The organism is Cellulomonas sp. CW35, from assembly GCF_052378485.1.
Taxonomy (GTDB): domain Bacteria; phylum Actinomycetota; class Actinomycetes; order Actinomycetales; family Cellulomonadaceae; genus Cellulomonas; species Cellulomonas uda.
On sequence record NZ_CP199000.1, the window covers coordinates 2,047,767 to 2,066,603 of the forward strand.

Below are 18,837 nucleotides of genomic sequence, written 5' to 3' on the forward strand. Positions count from 1 at the left end.
TGAGTTCTCAAGGAACAGACGCGCATCTCCTCAGGATCTTGCGATCCTGGGCGAGAGGCTTGTTGTTTCCCCGTGCGTTTCCCGCTCGGGGCTTCACCACTCTACCCCATCTCCCGGCTGTTCGGAACCGCCCTGTCGAGCGGCCCTGGACCACCGGTCCTGGGCCCGACCGTGCCACAGGCGCACGAAGCACCTGCGATCTGATCGGGGTTGTCCGCCTGCGGGACCAGCCACATCCAGATCCTTGCGGATCCGGCTCCGTGTCCGTTCCTCCCTGCCGGGCGACCTCGAGAACATTACGCGGATGTCGCGGCGAACGCCAAATCCGTGGTCGCGTGACGCCGCTCACCGGGCCCGATCTGTGCTTTGACCTGCGCGGACGCGCCCACGTCGGGTGCCTGCGGTCCTCCGGGGACGGCGCGGGCCGGCTCCCGAGGACCCCGTGGGGTCTCCGGGAGCCAGCCCGCGCCGGGCGTCGCCGAGCGGGCTGACGCCCGGTCCCCGCGATCAGGCCCGGGTGTCCACGACCGCGAGCGTCCGCTTGCCCCGACGCAGCACGGCCCAGCGTCCGTGCAGCAGGTCGCCCTCGCCGAGCGCAGCGTCCTCACCGGTGACGCGGACGTTGTTGACGGACGCCCCGCCCTCGGCCACGGCCCGCCGCGCCTCGGACTTGCTCTTCACCACCCCGGTCGCCGCGAGCAGGTCGACGACGAGGTCGCCGACCGCGCCCGTCGCGGTGGGCAGCTCCGCGACCGCGGCGCCGAGCGTCGCGGCGTCGAGGTCGGCCAGCGAGCCGCGGCCGAACAACGCCTGGGACGCCGCGACCACCGCGTCGGCCGCCGCCGTCCCGTGCACGAGCGCGGTGACGTCGTACGCGAGCGCGCGCTGGGCCTCGCGGGCGGCGGGACGGGACGCCACCGCCTCGGCCAGCTCGTCGATCTGCTCGCGGGTGCGGAACGTGAACACCTTGAGGTAGCCGAGCACGTCCGCGTCGTCGGCGTTGAGCCAGAACTGGTAGAAGGCGTACGGCGTCGTCATCTCCGGGTCGAGCCACACCGTGCCCGACTCGGTCTTGCCGAACTTCGTCCCGTCCGCCTTGGTGATCAGCGGCGTGGTCAGCGCGTGCACGCCGACGCCCTCGACCTTGCGCACGAGCTCGACGCCCGACAGCAGGTTGCCCCACTGGTCCGAGCCGCCCGTCTGGAGCGTCACGCCGTGCCGGCGGTACAGCTCGAGGAAGTCCATGCCCTGGAGCACCTGGTAGCTGAACTCGGTGAACGAGATGCCCTGGTCGCTCGCGAGGCGTCGCGCCACGGTGTCCTTCGCGATCATCGTCCCCAGGCGGAAGTGCTGGCCGACGTCCCGCAGGAAGTCGATCGCCGACAGTGGCGCCGTCCAGTCGAGGTTGTTGACGAGCGTCGCGGCGTTCTCGCCGTCGAAGCGCAGCAGCGGCGCGATCTGGGCGCGGATCCGCTCGACCCAGCCCGCGACCACGTCGCGCGAGTTCAGCGTGCGCTCGCCCGTCATCTTCGGGTCGCCGATGAGGCCCGTCGCGCCGCCGACGAGCGCGACCGGGCGGTGGCCGGCGTCCTGGAGCCGGCGCACCGTGAGGATCTGGACGAGGTTGCCGATGTGCAGGCTCGGCGCCGTCGGGTCGAAGCCGCAGTAGAGCGTCACGGGCCCGGCTGAGAGCGCGTCGCGCAGCGCGTCGACGTCGGTCGTGCTGGCGATGAGCCCGCGCCACGCGAGCTCGTCGAGGATGTGGGTCACGTCTGGTCTCCGGTCAGGGGGCCGCGCGGGGGCGGCTGAGGTCACGGTCGAGAGGTGGCGGCGGGGGCACCGTCGCACGGCCGACGTCGTCGTCCCGTCACGGGACGTCTTCCGACGCCGGCGGGAGATACCCGTCCGACGAGCCGCGCGAGCGCGAGGTCGACGACCGGTACGCCGGGCGGTAGGCCGACACGCTCGGCTCGCCCACGAGCCAGTAGCGCCAGGGGTGCCGGGACGCGTCGCCACCCGGGCCGGACACGCCGACCCGCGGACCGCTCGCCTGCGTCGAGAGCACGGGACCCTCGTGCCGGTGCAGCACGACGCGTCCCCCCGCCTCGGTCACGTCGTCGCCGTTCCACGACCGGTCGACGCCGAGGCACACCGCGAGCCGCGCGGGACCCCGGGCGAGCTGACGGTGGGAGTCGACGACGCCCACGTGCTCACGGCGCGCCCAGGCGAGCTCGGCGCCCGCGACGACCTCGCCCGCCCGGAGCAGGACGGCGGCGGCGCGTCCCGTCGGCTCGGCGACCACGTTGACGCAGTGGTGCAGCCCGAGGTGCCGGTACACGTACAGACGACCGGGCTCGGCGAACATCACGGCGTTGCGCGCCGTGCGGCCCCGGAACGCGTGCGAGCCCGGGTCGTCCGCGCCGGAGTACGCCTCGACCTCCGTCAGCCGGACCGTCACCTCGCCCTCGGGGGTCCGGGACGTGAGGTACGCGCCGAGCAGGTCCCGCGCGACGGCGTGCACGTCCCGCGCGTACCAGGTGCGCGCGGGGACCGCGACGAACCGCAACGGGTCGGCGGCGTCCGGCGAGCGGGGCACGTCCGACGATCGGGGCACGTCCGACGAGCGGGAGACGTCCGGCACGGCGTCCGGTGGGGCCACGGCGTGCGCGAGCGCCCGGTCGACGAGGACCGGTTCGCGGGGGGCGTCCGCCGCGGGGCTCATGGGGTCATCCTGCCAAACGCGTCCAGCCGCACGTCGGCGCGTTCACGGGTGCGCTCGCGCGCGAAGTGCGCCGCCTCGTCCGCCATCCACCGCAGCCAGTGCGCTCGCGCGTCCTGGCCGTCGCGCGCGAGCCCGCGCTCGAGACGCAGCGCGCGGTCGGCCTCGACCCACACGCGCAGCACCGCGACCGGGTCGCACGCGCGTTGCGCCGATCCGCACCCCTCGACCACGAGCAGCTCGGGCACCGGGACGTCGACCCAGTCGGCGAACCGGCCCGCGGTCCAGTCGTACCGCTGGAACCGCCCGGGCCGTCCACGCCGCAGCGGCTCGAGCACCTGCGCCGCGAGCCGCGGCCAGAGCGTGCCCTCGAGCCCGGACCAGCCCGCGTACAGGTCGTCGAGGTGCACGACGAGGGCGCGCACGCCGCGCGCGGACGCCCTCTCGACGAGGGCGTCGCCCGCGGTCGTCTTGCCCGAGCCGGCCGGGCCGTCGACGCACACCACGCGGACCGGACCCAGCCGGGGTGAGGCGACGAGGGCGCGCTCGAGCACCAGCCCGAGCGCGCCCTCGTCGGAGCCGGTGGTCACGGCCTCGGCGCCGCCCAGGCGCGCAGCTGCGCGGCACGCGCGGCCGCCCGCCCCAGCTGCTCGCGGACCCGCACGGGCGCCGTCCCGCCGTACGCCGAGCGCGAGGCGAGCGAGCCCTCCACGGAGAGCACCGAGCGGACCTGCGGCGTCAGGTGCGGCGAGATCGCCGCGAGCTCGTCGTCGGACAGCTCCCACAGCTCGATCGCCGGGGTGTGTGCCTCGCACGCGCGAACGCACTCGCCCGCGACCTCGTGCGCGACGCGGAACGGCACGCCCTGACGCACCAGCCACTCGGCGATGTCGGTCGCCAGCGAGAAGCCCTGCGGTGCGAGCGAGGCGAGCCGGTCCGTGTCGAACGTGAGCGTCGCGACCATGCCCGCGAACGCCGGCAGCAGTACGGTGAGCTGGTCGACCTGGTCGAAGACCGGCTCCTTGTCCTCCTGCAGGTCGCGGTTGTAGGCGAGCGGCAGGCCCTTGAGCGTGGTCAGCAACCCCGTGAGGTCGCCGACGAGCCGGCCGGCCTTGCCGCGCGCGAGCTCCGCGATGTCGGGGTTCTTCTTCTGCGGCATGATGCTCGACCCGGTCGAGAACGAGTCGTGCAGCCGCACGAAGCCGAACTCCTTGGTCGCCCAGAGGATGACCTCCTCGGCGAGCCGCGACAGGTCCACCGCGAGCATCGCCGAGACGAACGCGAACTCCGCGACCACGTCGCGCGACGCCGTGCCGTCGATCGAGTTCTCGACCGGGGCGTCGAAGCCGAGCTCCGCGGCGACTGCGGCGGGGTCCAGGCCCAGCGACGAGCCCGCGAGCGCACCCGAGCCGTACGGGGAGACCGCGGCGCGGCGGTCCCAGTCGGTGTAGCGCTCGACGTCACGCAGCAGCGGCCACGCGTGCGCGAGCAGCGCGTGCGCGAGCAGGACGGGCTGCGCGTGCTGCAGGTGCGTGCGTCCCGGCATGGGCGCGTCGCCCGCGGCCTGGGCCTGCGCGACGAGCGCGTCGACGACGTCCAGCACCAGACCGCTGATCGTGCGCGCCTCGCGGCGCAGGTACATCCGCACGAGCGTGGCGATCTGGTCGTTGCGCGACCGGCCCGCACGCAGCTTGCCGCCCAGGTCCGCGCCCGCGCGCTCGATCAGGCCGCGCTCGAGCGCCGTGTGCACGTCCTCGTCGTCGGGCGACGGGCCGAACGCACCCGACGCGACGTCGGACCGCAGCCGCTCGAGCGCGTCGACCATGCCCGTGACCTCGTCGTCGGACAGCAGGCCCGCGGCGTGCAGCACGTGCGCGTGCGCGACCGAGCCCGAGATGTCGACGTCCGCGAGGCGCCAGTCGAACTGCGTCGAGCGCGACAGCTCGGCGAGGGCCGCGGCCGGGCCGGACGCGAACCGGCCGCCCCAGAGGGCGAGCGGCGCGTCCGGCGCACCGGCCACGGGCGACTCAGGCATCGATCCCGCCCTGCGAGCCCAGGTCCACGCCGTTGCCGAACTTCACGTCACGCGCGGCCGCGAGCTTGCTCGACAGGCCGTAGATCTCGATGAAGCCGCGCGCGGCCGCCTGGTCGAACGTGTCGCCGGTGTCGTACGTCGCGAGGTTGAAGTCGTACAGCGACGAGTCCGAGCGGCGGCCCGTGACAGTCGCGCGGCCGCCGTGCAGGACCATGCGCACGTCACCCGAGACGTACCGCTGCGTGTCCGCGATGAACGTGTCGAGCGACCGCTTCAGCGGGCTGAACCACTGGCCGTCGTACACGAGCTCGGTCCAGCGCTGCTCGACGCCCCGCTTGAAGCGCGCCTGCTCACGCTCGACGGTGACGTTCTCGAGCTCCTGGTGCGCCGCGATGAGCGCGATCGCGCCCGGCGCCTCGTACACCTCACGCGACTTGATGCCCACCAGGCGGTCCTCGACGATGTCGATCCGGCCGACGCCCTGGGCGCCCGCGCGGCGGTTCATCTCCTGGATCGCCTGCAGCGGCGTGACCGGCACGCCGTCGAGCGCGACCGGGACGCCCTGCTCGAACGTGATGACGACCTCGTCCGCGACCGGCGGGAACGTCGGGTCGTCGGTGTAGGTGTAGACGTCCTTCGTCGGACCGTTCCAGATGTCCTCGAGGAAGCCGGTCTCGACCGCACGGCCCCACACGTTCTGGTCGATCGAGAACGGGTTGTGCTTGGTGGTCGCGATCGGGAGCTTGTTGCGCTCGGCGAACTCGATCGCCTTGTCGCGCGTGAGCGCGAGGTCCCGGACGGGCGCGAGGCAGGTCAGGTCCGGCGCGATCGACGTGATGCCGACCTCGAAGCGCACCTGGTCGTTGCCCTTGCCCGTGCAGCCGTGCGCGACCGTGGTCGCGCCGAACTGGCGCGCGGCACGCACCAGGTGCTTGACGATCACGGGGCGGGACAGCGCCGAGACCAGCGGGTACCGGTCGAGGTACAGGCCGTTGGCCGCCAGCGCCGGCATGCAGTACTCCTGCGCGAACTCGTCGCGGGCGTCCGCGACGTACGCCTCGACGGCGCCGCAGTCCAGCGCGCGCTGACGGATGACGTTGAGGTCCTCGCCGCCCTGGCCGACGTCGACCGCCACGGCGATCACCTCGGCGCCGGTGGCCTCGGCGATCCAGCCGATGCCGACGGACGTGTCCAGACCGCCGGAGTACGCGAGGACGACGCGCTCAGTCATGAGATGTCACTTTCTACGAGCTGGTGTGAGTGGGGCATGCGGTTCGCGGCCGTCATTCGCCGGACGCGAGGGTCAGGAAGCGCGACGCCAGTGCGGCGCCGTCCGGGTCGCGGGACACCACGAGGACGGTGTCGTCGCCCGCGATCGTGCCGAGCACGGCGGGCAGGACCGAGTGGTCGATGGCCGAGGCGAGGTACTGCGCGCCGCCGGGCGGCGTCCGCAGCACGACGAGGTTGCCGGACGACTCGGCGGTGAGGAGCAGCTCCGCGCACAGCCGCTCGAGGCGCGCCGCGAGGTGCTCGGTGTCGGTGGCGGGTGCGCTCGGCAGCGACCGCACGGCGCCCTCACCGGGCACCGCGTACACGAGCGCGCCCGACGGCGTGCGGACCTTGACGGCCTGCAGCTCGACGAGGTCGCGCGACAGGGTCGCCTGCGTGACGCTCACGCCCGCGTCCGCGAGCAGGTCCGCGAGCTGCTGCTGGGAGTGCACCTGCTCGCGCGTGAGCAGCGCCGCGACGAGCGCCTGGCGCGCCGCCTTCGTCTGCGGCACCGTCGACGCCGAGCCGCCGGACGAGGTCGCCGGGGTGCCCGGCACCGCCGCCGGCGTGCTCGTCGTGCTCGACACGGACACGTGCGTCACCGTGCCTCGAGCAGGAACGTCAGCAGCGCCTTCTGCGCGTGCAGGCGGAACTCGGCCTCGTCCCACGCGATCGACCGGGGCCCGTCGAGCACGCCCGCGGTGATCTCCTTGCCGCGGTACGCCGGGAGGCAGTGCAGCACCTGGGCGTCGGGCGCCGCGAGGGCGAGCGCGGCCTCGTCGAGCCGGAACGGGACGAACGGCAGCTCGCGCTGCGCCGCCTCCTCCTCCTGGCCCATCGACACCCACGTGTCCGTCGCGACGACGTCCGCGTCCGCGACCGCCTCCGCGATCGAGCCGACCACGGTGACCGAGCCGCCCGTCTCCTGCGCGACGCGCTGCGCGGCGGCGACCACCTCGGGCGCCGGTCGGTAGCCCTCCGGGGAGCCGACGCGCACGTGCAGCCCGGCGGTCGCGCCACCGAGCAGGTAGGAGTGCGCCATGTTGTTCGCGCCGTCGCCGACGTACGCGAGCGTGAGTCCGGCGAGCGCGCCCACCCCGCCACGGTGCAGCGCGACCGCCGACAGGTCCGCGAGCACCTGGCACGGGTGGAAGTCGTCCGTGAGCGCGTTGACCACGGGGACGCCGGCGTGCTGCGCCATCGACTCGATGCGCTCCTGCGCGTGCGTGCGCCACACCACGGCCGCGACCTGCCGGCCGAGGACGCGCGCGGTGTCCGGGATCGACTCGCGCGTGCCGATCTGCGCGAGGTTGCCGTCGACGACGAGCGGGAATCCGCCGAGCTCGGCGATCCCCGTCGAGAACGACACCTGCGTGCGCAGCGTCGGCTTGTCGAAGATCACCGCCACCGCCCGCGGTCCGGCCAGCGGCGTGCGGATGTGCCGGTCGTCGCGGAACGCGAGCGCGAGCTCGAGCACCTGCCGCTGCTCGGCGGGCGTCAGGTCGTCGTCGCGCAGGAAGTGGCGCGTCATGCCGCCACCTCGCCCGGGTCGAGGTCGGCGAGGAAGTCGACGAACGTGCCGAGCTGCTCGTGCGTCACGACGAGCGGCGGCGCCAGCCGGATCGACGTCGGGTTGACCGGGTTCACGATGAACCCCGCGGCCAGCGCGCGCGACGCGACCGCCGGCGCGACGGCCGCCGTCAGGCCGATCCCGACGAGCAGGCCCTCGCCGCGCACGCCGTCGACGAGCGGGTGGTGGAGCTCGGCGATGCGCGCGCGCAGCGCGGCGCCGACGTCGCGCACGTGCGCGAGCAGGTCGTCGCGCTCGATGACGCCGATCGTCGCGAGACCCGCGGCCGACGCGACCGGGTTGCCGCCGAACGTGGTGCCGTGCTGGCCGCGGCCGAGCAGCGTCGCCGCGGTGTCGCCGAACGCGATGAGCGCCCCGACCGGGAACCCGCCGCCGAGGCCCTTCGCCACCGTGACCGCGTCCGGCACGACGCCGCCGCCCACGTGCGGCAGCTGGTGCGCGAACCACTCCCCGGTGCGCCCCATGCCGGTCTGCACCTCGTCGAGCACGAGCAGCGTGCCGTGCCGCGCGGTGAGCTCGCGGGCCCGTGCGAGGTAGCCCGGGGGCAGCGGGAGCACGCCCGCCTCACCCTGCAGCGGCTCGACGAACAGCGCGGACACGTCGCCCGGCTCGAGCGCCGCCTCGAGCGCGTCCGCGTCACCGAACGGCACCCACTCCACCCCGCCGGGCAGCGGCTCGAACGGCTCGCGGTACGCGGCCTTGTGCGTGAGCGCGAGCGCGCCCATCGTGCGGCCGTGGAACGCCCCCTCGAGCGCGAGGACCCGCGTGCGACCCGTGCGGCGCGCGAGCTTGAAGGCCGCCTCGTTGGCCTCGGTGCCCGAGTTGGTGAAGAACACGCGCGAGCCGTCCGGGGCCTGCGCGAGCTCGAGCAGCCGCTCGGCGAACGCGATCTGCGTCGGGCTGCCGAAGAAGTTCGAGACGTGCCCGAGCGTGCCGAGCTGGGCGCTGATCGCCGCCGTGAGCGTGGGGTGCGCGTGGCCCAGGCTGTTCACCGCGATGCCGGCGAGCAGGTCGAGGTAGCGGTTGCCATCGGCGTCCCACACGTAGGCGCCCTCGCCGCGCACGAGCACACGCTGCGGCGGCCCGAACGTGTCCATCACCGAGCGCGAGTACCGCTGGGTCCACTCCGCGACCGACCCGCCCGCGACCGAGACGGGGAGCCCGTCGACGGTCGCGGCGGCCTGGCGCAGCGCGCGGCGGGTCGTCGGGGCGGGGGGTGCCGGGGCGGCCGGCGTGGTCGTCGGCTCGCTCATGCGGGCACCTCCGGGTGGACGACGGGGACAGGGGCGGTGAACGGGGCGTCCTCGGGCTCGGTGTCCGGCAGCACCATCGTGCCGATGCCGTCCGAGGTGAAGACCTCGACGAGGATCGAGTGCGGCGCGCGACCGTCGATGACGTGAGCCCGTCCGACGCCGCCCGTCACGGCGCGCCAGCAGGCCTCCATCTTGGGCCGCATGCCGGAGTCGAGCGTCGGCAGGACCTCCGCGAGCTGGCTCGCCGACAGGCGCCGCACGAGCGACGAGCGGTCCGGCCAGCTGAGGTAGAGGCCCTCGACGTCGGTCAGCACGATGAGCTTGCGCGCACCGAGCGCGACCGCGAGCGCGGCCGCCGCGGTGTCCGCGTTGACGTTGAGGACCTGCGTCGGGTCGTCGATGTCGGGCGCGACCGTGCTGACCACCGGGATCCGACCCGCGTCCAGCAGGTCCTGGACCGCACCGGGGTTGACCTGCACGACGTCGCCCACGAGCCCGACGTCGACCGCCTCTGCGCCGACGAACGCCGTGCGGCGTCGCGCCTGGAACAGCCCGCCGTCCTCGCCCGACAGTCCGACCGCGTGGGGGCCGTGCGCGTTGAGCAGGCCGACGAGCTCACGCGACACCTGGCCCGTGAGCACCATCCGGACGACCTCCATGGCCTCCGGCGTGGTCACGCGCAGGCCGCCGCGGAACTCGGACTCGATCCCGAGCCGGTCGAGCATCGCGTTGATCTGCGGGCCGCCGCCGTGCACGACGACGGGGCGCAGCCCCACCTGGCGCAGGAACACCATGTCCTGCGCGAAGGCGCGCTTGAGCTCCTCGTCGACCATCGCGTTGCCGCCGTACTTCACGACGACGAGCGCACCCGCGAACTTCTGCAGCCACGGGAGCGCCTGGATGAGCACCTCGGCCTTCTGGTCGGGACGCAGGTCGGTGCGGGTGTCGAAGACGAAGTCGTCGGGCACGGGGGTCGCGCTCGGGACGGCGCCCGAGCCGGTGGTCGCGTCGTCGTGGCTCACGTGGAGTACTCGCTGTTCTCGGAGACGTAGGCGTGCGTCAGGTCGTTGGTCCACAGCGTCACGACCTCGTCGCCCGCGTGCAGGTCGACCAGGACGTGGACCTCGCGCGTCGCCGCCAGGTCGACCTTCGAGCGGGGCTCGTGCGCGCCGCCCGCACGGCAGATCATCACGCCGTTGATGGACACGTCCAGCGCGTCCGGGTCGAACGCGGCGACCTCGACGGGCACGGTGCCGACGGACGCGAGCACGCGACCCCAGTTGGGGTCGTTGCCGTACACCGCGGCCTTGAACAGGTTCGAGCGCGAGATCGCGCGGGCCACCGCGAGGCCGGCGTCCTGCGTCTGGGCACCCGTGACGGTGATCGCGATGTCGTGGGTCGCGCCTTCCGCGTCAGCGACGAGCTGGCGCGCGAGCTGCGCGGCGACCGCCGTGACCGCGGCCGTGAAGCCCGCCGGGTCCGGGGCGACGCCCGAGGCACCCGACGCCAGGAGCGTGACCGTGTCGGACGTCGACATGCAGCCGTCCGAGTCGACACGGTCGAACGTCTGCGAGGTCGCCGCGCGCAGCGCCGCGTCCGCGAGCGCCGCGTCGACCACGGCGTCGGTCGTGATGACGCACAGCATCGTCGCCAGGCCCGGTGCGAGCATGCCGGCGCCCTTGGCCATCGCGCCCACGCGCCACACGCCGTCGTCGCCCTCGACCGTCAGGTCCGCGGTCTTGGGGACCGTGTCGGTCGTCATGATCGCCTGCGCCGCCGCGGGGCCGCCCGTCCCGGACAGCGCGGCCGCGGCGGGTGCGACGCCCGCGAGCAGCGTGTCGATGGGCAGGCGCTCGCCGATCAGGCCCGTCGAGCAGACGACGACGTCACCCGCGGAGACGCCCAGCGCGTCCGCGACCGTCTCGGCGGTGCGGTGCACGTCGAGGAAGCCCTCGGGCCCCGTGCAGACGTTCGCGCCGCCGGAGTTGAGCACGACCGCGCTGACGACGCCGTCGGCGACGACCTGCCGCGACCAGGTCACGGGGTGGCCGACCACCCGGTTGGACGTGAACACGGCGGCCCCCACCTGCAGCGGGCCGTCGTTCACGACGAGCGCGAGGTCCGGCCTGCCGGACGCCTTGAGGCCCGCCGTGACACCGCTCGCCCGGAAGCCGAGCGGGGCGGTGACGCCGGGCGAGGGCTGCGCGGAGCCGTCGGCGGTCTGGGTCGAGGTGCTCACGGTGCGACTCCGTCCAGGGGCAGGCCGAGCGTCTCGGGCAGGCCGAGCGCGAAGTTGAGCGACTGCAGGGCGCCACCGGCGGTGCCCTTGACCAGGTTGTCGATGGCCGTCACGGTGACGACGCGGCCGGCTCGCTCGTCGACCGCGACCTGGACGAGCGCGGTGTTCGCGCCGAGCGTCGCGGCCGTCGTCGGCCACTGCCCCTCGGGCAGCAGGTGGACGAACGGCTCGTCGGCGTACACGCTCTCCCAGGCCGCGCGGACGGCGGCCGGGTCGGTCCCGGGCACGAGGCGCGCGGTCGCGGTGGCGAGGATGCCCCGCGACATCGGCACGAGCGTGGGGGTGAACGAGAGCGTGACGTCGGGCGCTCCGGCGGTGCGCAGGTTCTGCGCGATCTCGGGGATGTGCCGGTGGGAGCCGCCGACCGCGTACGGCTGCGCCATCCCCAGGCCCTCGGACGCGAGCAGGTGCGGCTTGAGGCTCTTGCCGGCGCCCGAGTAGCCGTTGGCGAGCACCGCGACCAGGTCGGTCGGCTCGACGATGCCCGCCGCGACGCCGGGCTGCAGCCCGAGCGTCACGGCGGTGACGTTGCAGCCGGGCACGGCGATGCGGGTCGTCCCCGCGAGCGTGGCGCGCTGCGCCGCGGCCGCCTGCTCCCCCGCGTGCAGCAGCTCGGGCAGGCCGTACGGCCAGGTGCCGGCGTGCTCGCTGCCGTAGTACGCGAGCCAGTCGGCCGCGTCGGACAGGCGGTGGTCGGCGCCGAGGTCGACGACGACCGTGCCGGCGTCGCGCTGCGCGAGCTCGGCCGCGACCGCGCCCGAGGCGCCGTGCGGCAGCGCGAGGACGACGACGTCGTGACCGGCCAGGGCCTCGGGCGTCGTGGGGGCGAGGACGCGGTCGGCGAGGCGTCGCAGGTGCGGCTGGTGCTCACCGAGCTGCGTGCCCGCGTTCGCGTGGGCCGTGACCGCGCCGATGCGTGCCTCGGGGTGCTGCAGCAGGAGCCGGAGCATCTCGCCACCGGCGTACCCGCTCGCGCCCGCGACCGCGACTGTGAACGACATGCGCATGAACATACACGTTCGCGCGAATCGATGCACAAAGCGTCGGACCGCGCCCCACCGGGATGAAATGGTGCCCCACGCGCGTTCGGCTCGACGTGCACGCCGTCGAAGCCACCCGCGCCGGTGGACCCGAGGTCCTGTCGTCCGTCACCCGTCCCGACCCGGAGCCCGGGCCGCACGAGGCCCTGGTCCGCGTCGCCGCAGCGGGTGTGAACTTCATCGACACCTACCGCCGCTCCGGCGTGTACCCCGCGAGCTTCCCGCACGTCCCCGGCTCCGAGGGTGCCGGGACCGTGGTGTCCGTCGGTGCGCAGGTCACGCACGTCGCACCCGGCGACCGCGTCGCGTGGTCCGCGGGGCCGGGCTCGTACGCCGAGCTCGTCGCCGTGCCCGAGCGCGAGCTCCTGCCCGTGCCGGACGGCGTGGCCGACGAGGTCGCCGCCGCGCTCCCGCTGCAGGGCATGACCGCGCACTACCTGGCGACGTCCACGTTCCCGGTCGAGCCCGGCACGACGGTGCTCGTGCACGCGGCCGCGGGCGGCGTCGGCCTCCTGCTGACCCAGCTCGCGACCCAGCGCGGCGGTCGCGTCATCGCGACGGTCGGCTCCGTGCAGAAGGAGGCCCTGGCGCGAGGCGCGGGCGCCACCGACGTGATCCGCTACCGCGAGCTCGACGACCTGACGACCGACCTGCCCGCTCGCGTCCGGGACCTGACCGACGGCCGCGGGGTCGACGCCGTGTACGACGGTGTCGGACGCGACACGTTCGACGCGTCGCTCGCGTCGCTCGCCCGGCGCGGCATGCTCGTCCTGTACGGGGCGTCGTCCGGCCCGGTCCCGCCCGTCGACCCGCAGCGGCTCAACGCCGCCGGGTCGGTGTTCCTCACGCGCCCGACGCTCGGGCACTACGTCGCCGATCGCGCCGAGCTCGAGTGGCGCGCGTCCGAGCTGTTCGGCGCGGTGGCCGACGAGCGTCTCGACGTCCGCATCGGCGCCCGCTTCCCCCTGTCGGCCGCGGCTGACGCCCACCGCGCGCTCGAGTCGCGCGCCACGACCGGAAAGGTCCTGCTTCTCCCGTGAGCACCACGAGCACACCCACCCTGAACCCCGTCCGCACGATCACGGTCGAGGTGTGGTCCGACATCGCCTGCCCGTGGTGCTACATCGGCAAGCGCCGGTTCGCCGCCGCGCTCGCCGCCTTCCCGCACCGCGCCCACGTCGACGTCGTGTGGCGGTCCTACCAGCTCTCCCCCGACACGCCGCGCGGGCCGGGCCGTCCCGAGGCCGAGGCGCTCGCGGAGCTCAAGGGGCTGCCGCCCGAGCAGGTGCAGCGCATGTTCGCGCACGTCACGGCCGTCGCGGCGGACGAGGGGCTGGCCTACGACTTCGACTCGGTGCTCGCGTTCAACTCCTACGACGCGCACCGGCTGACGCACCTGGCGCGCGAGCTCGGCGGGTCCCAGCTCGCGGAGCGCACGATCGAGGCGCTGTTCTCCGCGCACTTCGAGCGCGGTGCCGACCTGGGCGTCGACGACGCGCTCGTCGCCGTCGCGCGCGAGGCCGGGTTCGCGCGGGCCGGGCACGACGACGCGGCCGTCGCGGCGTTCCTCGCGGGCGACGCGCAGTCGGACTCGGTCGACGCCGACGTCGCGGCGGCGCGCGAGCTCGGCGTGACCGGCGTGCCGTTCTTCGTCGTCGACCGCCGCTACGCGGTCTCCGGCGCCCAGCCCGCCGAGGTGTTCGCCCAGCTCCTCGACGCGGGCTGGCGCGAGGCGAACCCCCTGCAGGTGCTGACGGGCGACCCGTCTGCCGCGACGTGCACCGACGACTCCTGCGCGATCTGACGACGCGCGGTCCGCAGGCGGTCCGCGGCCGCCGCGCGACCGGCCGGACCGGGGCGGCCATCCGGACGTCGCCTCTCCCCTAGGCTGCAGCCTGCGGACCCACGGCGTCGTGGCCCCTCGCACGCGCGTCGGCGGCCCGCACCGCTCCACGACGCGCCCAGGAGGCACCCGCATGACGACATCCCCGGACGTCCGGCCCGCATCCCGTCCGCTCACGGAACCGGTCGGCACCGTCGTGCCGTCCCAGGTCCCGACGCACTGGTACAACCTCGCGGCGGACCTGCCCGAGCCCGCGCCGCCCGCGCTGCACCCGGGCACCCGCGAGCCGCTCGGCCCGGACGACCTCGCGCCGCTGTTCCCGATGGCGCTCATCGCGCAGGAGGTCAGCACCGAGCGGTACGTCGAGATCCCGCAGACCGTCCGGGAGCTGTACGCGCTGTGGCGCCCGTCCCCGCTGATCCGGGCGCTGCGCCTCGAGCGCGCGCTCGGCACGCCCGCGAAGATCTACTACAAGTACGAGGGCGTCTCCCCGGCAGGCTCGCACAAGCCGAACACCGCGGTCGCGCAGGCGTACTACAACGCCATCGAGGGCACGACCAAGCTCACGACCGAGACGGGCGCCGGCCAGTGGGGCGCGTCGCTGTCCTTCGCGTGCTCGCTGCTGGGCCTCGAGTGCGAGGTCTGGCAGGTGCGCGCGTCGTACGACGCCAAGCCGTACCGGCGCATGCAGATGGAGACGTACGGCGGCGTGTGCCACCCGTCGCCGTCCGACCTCACCGAGGCGGGGCGCGCGATGCTCGCCGCCGACCCCGAGACGACCGGCTCGCTCGGCATGGCCATCTCGGAGGCCGTCGAGGTCGCCGCGCAGGACCCGAACGCGCACTACGCGCTCGGGTCGGTGCTCAACCACGTGCTGCTGCACCAGTCCGTGATCGGCCAGGAGGCCCTGGCCCAGCTCGACGAGGTCGGCGCGAGCGCGGACGTCGTGTTCGGCTGCGCGGGCGGCGGGTCGAACCTCGCGGGACTGAGCTTCCCGTTCATCGGCCGCAACCTGCGCGACGGCACGACGACGCGCGTCGTCGCGTGCGAACCCGCCGCGTGCCCCTCGCTCACGCAGGGCGAGTACCGGTACGACTTCGGGGACGTCGCGGGCCTGACGCCCCTGCTCAAGATGCACACGCTCGGCAAGGACTTCGTCCCGCCGCCCATCCACGCGGGCGGGCTGCGCTACCACGGCATGGCGCCGATGGTCTCGCACGCGCTCGAGCTCGGGCTGCTCGAGGCGATCGCCGTCGACCAGGAGACCGCGTTCGCGGCCGGGATCGAGTTCGCACGGGCGGAGGGGATCATCCCGGCGCCCGAGTCGACGCACGCGGTCGCCGGGGCCATCGCGCACGCCCGGGCCGCGACGACCGAGGAGACGATCGTCATCGGGCTGTCCGGCAACGGCGTGCTCGACCTGCCCGCGTACCACGACTTCCTCTGACGCCCCGACGAGTGGCCCGCGCCCACCGCGGGCCACTCGTCGGGTCAGGCGGGCACCCCGGCGGTGACGAGCTCGTCGGGCGTCGCACGGGCAGGTCCGGGCGCCGGGCGGACCTGGTCGAAGAACGCGACCTCGTGCTCGCAGGAGACCGCGAGCACCTCACGCATCCGGGCCCGACCGGCCGCGTCGAGCGACCGGCCCGCCGCGTCCGCGTGCGCGCGCGCCTGGGCGGTCACGGCCGCGAACTCCTCGTCGCCGTACGTGCCCACCCAGTCGCCGTACGGGTGCGCCGTGAGGTCGCCGGCCCGCGCGCGCAACCGCGCACCGAGGTCCGCGTACACCCAGTAGCACGGCAGCACGGCGGCCACGACGTCGGCGTACGACCCGGTCGCCGCGACCGCGAGCAGGTGGTCGACGTACGCGGTCGTGACCGACGACGCACTCGCCCCCTGACGTGACCCGTCCCGGGCCGACCTCGCCAGGCGCTGCTCGTGCAGCCGCCGCTCGACGTCGAGGCATGCGGCGGCGCCGCGCGCGAAGAACGCCTGCGCCTCCCCGTCCGGGGCGAGCTCGCTCGCCCGCGCGAGCACCCGCGCGTACCCGGTCAGGTACAGCGCGTCCTGCCGCACGTACTCCTCGAACCGGCCGACCGGCAGCGACCCGTCCGCGAGCGCCCGGACGAACGGCAGGTCCTGCGACCGCTCGACGGCGTCGGCGACGAGACCGGCTACCTGCGCGGTGAACGGCCGGGCGCCCAGCCCCGGCGCGTGGTGCAGGTGGTCGACGGGGCCGTGGCCCGCGCCCACCTCCAACCGCGCCCCGGCCGCGATCGCCCCGGTGAGCCACTGCTTGGCCTCGCGCACCGCCTCCGGCCAGCCGTCGCGCGCGGGCCGCAGCGCCGCGACCGCGGCCGACAGCGAGCACCCCGTGCCGTGCGTGCTCGTCGAGGCGACGCGCTGCGCCGCGACCTCGACGACCGCACCGTCCGGGCCGACGAGCGCGTCCGGGCTCGTCGGCCCGCCCAGGTGCCCGCCCTTGAGCAGGACCGTGGTCCCCGACCCGCGGGAGAGGCGGGTCGCCTGGTCGAGCGCCTGCGCCCACGACTGCGCGCGCGGCTCGTCGACGAGCACCGCCAGCTCGGGCAGGTTGGGCGTCACGAGGTCCGCGCGGCCCACGAGCTCGCGCACGGCGATCTCGGCCTCCGGGTCGAGGAGCCGGTCCCCGCTGGTCGCGACCATCACCGGGTCGAGCACGACGACGGGCGAACGCCCCGCGGCACGCTGCCGGTCCAGCCACGCCGTCACCTCGTGCGCGACCTGCGGCGTGGCGAGCATGCCGATCTTCACCGAGTCGACCGTGACGTCGTCGCTGACGGCCTCGAGCTGCGCACGCAGGAACTCCGGCTCGGGGACGTGGACCGCGCGCACGCCGCGGGTGTTCTGCGCGACGAGCGCCGTCACGACCGCCATGCCGTACGCCCCGTGCGCGGCGAACGACTTGAGGTCCGCCTGGATCCCGGCGCCGCCCGTCGGGTCGGTGCCGGCGATGGACAGCGCGCGCACGCGCGACGGGCTCACCGCGCACCCGCCGGCGTCGCCACCGTGCCGCTCGCCGACCGCCGCCACGCGGCGACGAGCTCCGCGGCCGCGGCGGACGGGTCGGGCGCGGAGCACACCGCCGAGACCACCGCGAGCCCGTGGGCGCCGGCCGTCCGCACGGCGTCGACGTCACGCGCGTCGAGCCCGCCGATCGCCACGACCGGCAGCCGGGTGCTCGCGACCGCCGCGGCGAGACCGTCGAGGCCGAGCGCGACGTCGGCGTCGGGCTTGGTCGGCGTCAGCCGCACCGGCCCGCTCCCGACGTAGTCGACCAGGTCGGCCGGGACCGCGCGCACGTCGTGCGGTCGTGCCGCCGAGACGCCCACGACCGCGTCGGGGCCGAGCAACGCACGCGCGTCGGAGGCCTCCAGGTCCCGCTGGCCGACGTGCACACCGTCCACGACCGCACCGCGGGCGCGTGCCGCGAGCACCACGTCCACGCGGTCGTCGACGACGAGCAGCGCGGGTCCGGCGGTGCGCACGGCCTCCGCCACCGCGGTCGTGAGCGCGACCAGGTCGCGCACCCCCGCGCGCGTCGCACGCACCTGCACCACGCCGACGCCCGCGCGCACCGCCGCCGCCGCGACGCCGGCGGGGGCGCGGCCGGCCGCCGCGCACACGTCCGCGTCGAGCACGAGGTACGGACCGCCCGGGAACGGGGGGCGCCGCGACGCACCCGCCGCGCCGGTCACGCGGGTGCCCCGACGGGCGCGGTCGCGGCCCTGGGCGCGCCGATGCGCGCGGGCTCCACGACCAGCCGGTCACCCAGCCCGACGACGTGCTCGGGCCGCAGCCCGTACAGCTCGTCGAGCAGCGCGACCTGGAACGAGCCCGGACCGCGCGCGACCGACGCGGCGCGCTCCGCCGCGAGCCCGAGAACCAGCGAGGAGCCGACCGCCGCGGTGAGCGGGTCGGTGACCGCGGCGAACGCCGCCGCGAGCGCGCCGAGCGCGCACCCTGCGCCGGTGATCGCCGTCAGCAGGGGGTCCCCCGCCGACACGCGCACGGCGACGTCACCCGCGACGACGAGGTCGACCGCGCCCGACACCGCGACCGCGCCGCCCGTCGCGTGCGCGAGGCGGACCGCGGCCTCGCGCGCGTCCTCGACGGCGTCGCACGCGTCGACGCCCCGTCCCGACGACGTGAGCCCCGCGAGGCCCAGGACCTCGCTGGCGTTGCCGCGCACCACCGCGGGCCGCGCACCCAGGAGCTGCTCGGCGAGCCGCGTGCGGACCGACAGCACCCCGACGGCCACGGGGTCGAGCACCCACGGCACGCCGGCGCGCCGCGCCGTGGTCACCGCGGGCTCGAGGCACGCGCGCAGGTCGGGACCGGGCGTGCCGAGGTTTGCCAGGACCGCGCCCGCGACGGCCGCGAGCTGCTCGGCCTCGCCCGGGACCGCGGTCATGGCGGGCGAGGCGCCCACCGCGAGCAGCGCGTTGGCGACGAGGTTCGTCGTCACCTCGTTGGTGAGGCACTGCACGAGCGGCGTGCGTGCCCGGACCGCCGCGAGCGCCTGCGCCGCGTCGGCGGCGAGCCTGCCGGGGCTCAGGGGCGGGGCGCCGCCGGGTTCGTCGGCGCGCTCGTCGGCGCGCTCGTCGGCGGGAGGGCAGGGTGGGACGGCAGACGTCATGGAGATGACATCCCTTCGCTAGTACGAACTAGATCAGGTTCGGCGGGTGTGATCTCAGCCCTGCGTGCAGGGCACCCCGTGTCAGTGCGGCCAGGCTAGCCCGCGCGCAC

Annotated in this window: 17 protein-coding genes and 1 riboswitch; of the genes, 3 read left to right on the forward strand and 14 right to left on the reverse strand. The window is 75.1% G+C overall.

From position 1 onward, the window contains the following. Positions 1-507: 507 nt before the first annotated feature. The 11 genes from tyrS to argC all read right to left on the reverse strand — a co-directional run bounded on the left by tyrS (position 508) and on the right by argC (position 12,167). Positions 508-1,770, reverse strand: a complete 1,263-nt coding sequence (gene tyrS, locus ACT17Q_RS09395) for a tyrosine--tRNA ligase (protein ID WP_444662066.1) — start codon at positions 1,768-1,770, stop codon at positions 508-510. Positions 1,771-1,867: 97 nt separating this feature from the next. Then, a complete protein-coding gene (locus ACT17Q_RS09400) occupies positions 1,868-2,722 on the reverse strand; it encodes a DNA-3-methyladenine glycosylase (RefSeq protein ID WP_094179860.1) in 855 nt (284 codons plus the stop codon). After that, positions 2,719-3,309, reverse strand: coding sequence for a uridine kinase (locus ACT17Q_RS09405; RefSeq protein WP_268530961.1), 591 nt, complete (start codon positions 3,307-3,309; stop codon positions 2,719-2,721). The genes ACT17Q_RS09400 and ACT17Q_RS09405 overlap by 4 nt, the downstream gene beginning before the upstream one ends. Next, positions 3,306-4,754, reverse strand: coding sequence for an argininosuccinate lyase (gene argH / locus ACT17Q_RS09410; protein WP_094179858.1), 1,449 nt, complete (start codon positions 4,752-4,754; stop codon positions 3,306-3,308). Before argH ends, ACT17Q_RS09405 begins: the two co-directional genes overlap by 4 nt. Then, positions 4,747-5,985: an argininosuccinate synthase gene (locus tag ACT17Q_RS09415; RefSeq protein ID WP_094179857.1), complete on the reverse strand. Its 1,239-nt coding sequence runs from the start codon at positions 5,983-5,985 to the stop codon at positions 4,747-4,749. The genes argH and ACT17Q_RS09415 overlap by 8 nt, the downstream gene beginning before the upstream one ends. A 52-nt stretch (positions 5,986-6,037) precedes the next feature. Then, the gene (locus ACT17Q_RS09420) at positions 6,038-6,580 is read right to left on the reverse strand and encodes an arginine repressor (protein WP_198303567.1); all 543 of its coding nucleotides are present in this window, start codon (positions 6,578-6,580) and stop codon (positions 6,038-6,040) included. Between the two features lie 41 nt (positions 6,581-6,621). Then, on the reverse strand, positions 6,622-7,554 hold the full coding sequence (argF, locus tag ACT17Q_RS09425) for an ornithine carbamoyltransferase (protein WP_094179856.1): 933 nt from the start codon (positions 7,552-7,554) through the stop codon (positions 6,622-6,624). Beyond that, the gene (locus ACT17Q_RS09430; protein ID WP_141320861.1) at positions 7,551-8,867 is read right to left on the reverse strand and encodes an acetylornithine transaminase; all 1,317 of its coding nucleotides are present in this window, start codon (positions 8,865-8,867) and stop codon (positions 7,551-7,553) included. The genes argF and ACT17Q_RS09430 overlap by 4 nt, the downstream gene beginning before the upstream one ends. Continuing rightward, complete coding sequence (argB, locus tag ACT17Q_RS09435) at positions 8,864-9,835, reverse strand: acetylglutamate kinase (RefSeq protein ID WP_444665378.1); 972 nt, start codon at positions 9,833-9,835, stop codon at positions 8,864-8,866. Before argB ends, ACT17Q_RS09430 begins: the two co-directional genes overlap by 4 nt. Positions 9,836-9,885: 50 nt before the next feature. After that, positions 9,886-11,106: a bifunctional glutamate N-acetyltransferase/amino-acid acetyltransferase ArgJ gene (gene argJ / locus ACT17Q_RS09440; RefSeq protein WP_444662071.1), complete on the reverse strand. Its 1,221-nt coding sequence runs from the start codon at positions 11,104-11,106 to the stop codon at positions 9,886-9,888. Then, on the reverse strand, positions 11,103-12,167 hold the full coding sequence (argC, locus tag ACT17Q_RS09445) for an N-acetyl-gamma-glutamyl-phosphate reductase (protein ID WP_444662073.1): 1,065 nt from the start codon (positions 12,165-12,167) through the stop codon (positions 11,103-11,105). Before argC ends, argJ begins: the two co-directional genes overlap by 4 nt. Before the next feature lie 95 nt (positions 12,168-12,262). On the opposite strand from argC, the gene ACT17Q_RS09450 reads away from it, so the two are divergent. From ACT17Q_RS09450 to ACT17Q_RS09460, 3 genes are all read left to right on the forward strand, one after another. Then, positions 12,263-13,246, forward strand: a complete 984-nt coding sequence (locus tag ACT17Q_RS09450; protein WP_094179852.1) for a quinone oxidoreductase family protein — start codon at positions 12,263-12,265, stop codon at positions 13,244-13,246. Further along, the gene (locus ACT17Q_RS09455) at positions 13,243-14,010 is read left to right on the forward strand and encodes a DsbA family oxidoreductase (protein WP_444662075.1); all 768 of its coding nucleotides are present in this window, start codon (positions 13,243-13,245) and stop codon (positions 14,008-14,010) included. Before ACT17Q_RS09450 ends, ACT17Q_RS09455 begins: the two co-directional genes overlap by 4 nt. 172 nt (positions 14,011-14,182) lie before the next feature. After that, entirely contained in the window at positions 14,183-15,496 is a 1,314-nt protein-coding gene (locus ACT17Q_RS09460; protein WP_141320854.1) for a TrpB-like pyridoxal phosphate-dependent enzyme, read from the forward strand. 44 nt (positions 15,497-15,540) lie between these two features. On the opposite strand, the gene thiD is transcribed toward ACT17Q_RS09460, so the two are convergent. From thiD to thiM, 3 genes are all read right to left on the reverse strand, one after another. Further along, positions 15,541-17,073, reverse strand: a complete 1,533-nt coding sequence (gene thiD / locus ACT17Q_RS09465) for a bifunctional hydroxymethylpyrimidine kinase/phosphomethylpyrimidine kinase (protein ID WP_444662077.1) — start codon at positions 17,071-17,073, stop codon at positions 15,541-15,543. Then, on the reverse strand, positions 17,070-17,786 hold the full coding sequence (thiE, locus tag ACT17Q_RS09470) for a thiamine phosphate synthase (protein ID WP_094179850.1): 717 nt from the start codon (positions 17,784-17,786) through the stop codon (positions 17,070-17,072). The genes thiD and thiE overlap by 4 nt, the downstream gene beginning before the upstream one ends. After that, the gene (gene thiM / locus ACT17Q_RS09475; RefSeq protein ID WP_444662080.1) at positions 17,783-18,727 is read right to left on the reverse strand and encodes a hydroxyethylthiazole kinase; all 945 of its coding nucleotides are present in this window, start codon (positions 18,725-18,727) and stop codon (positions 17,783-17,785) included. Before thiM ends, thiE begins: the two co-directional genes overlap by 4 nt. Then, positions 18,721-18,816: riboswitch (TPP riboswitch) on the reverse strand. It overlaps the preceding gene by 7 nt. Positions 18,817-18,837 lie beyond the last annotated feature (21 nt).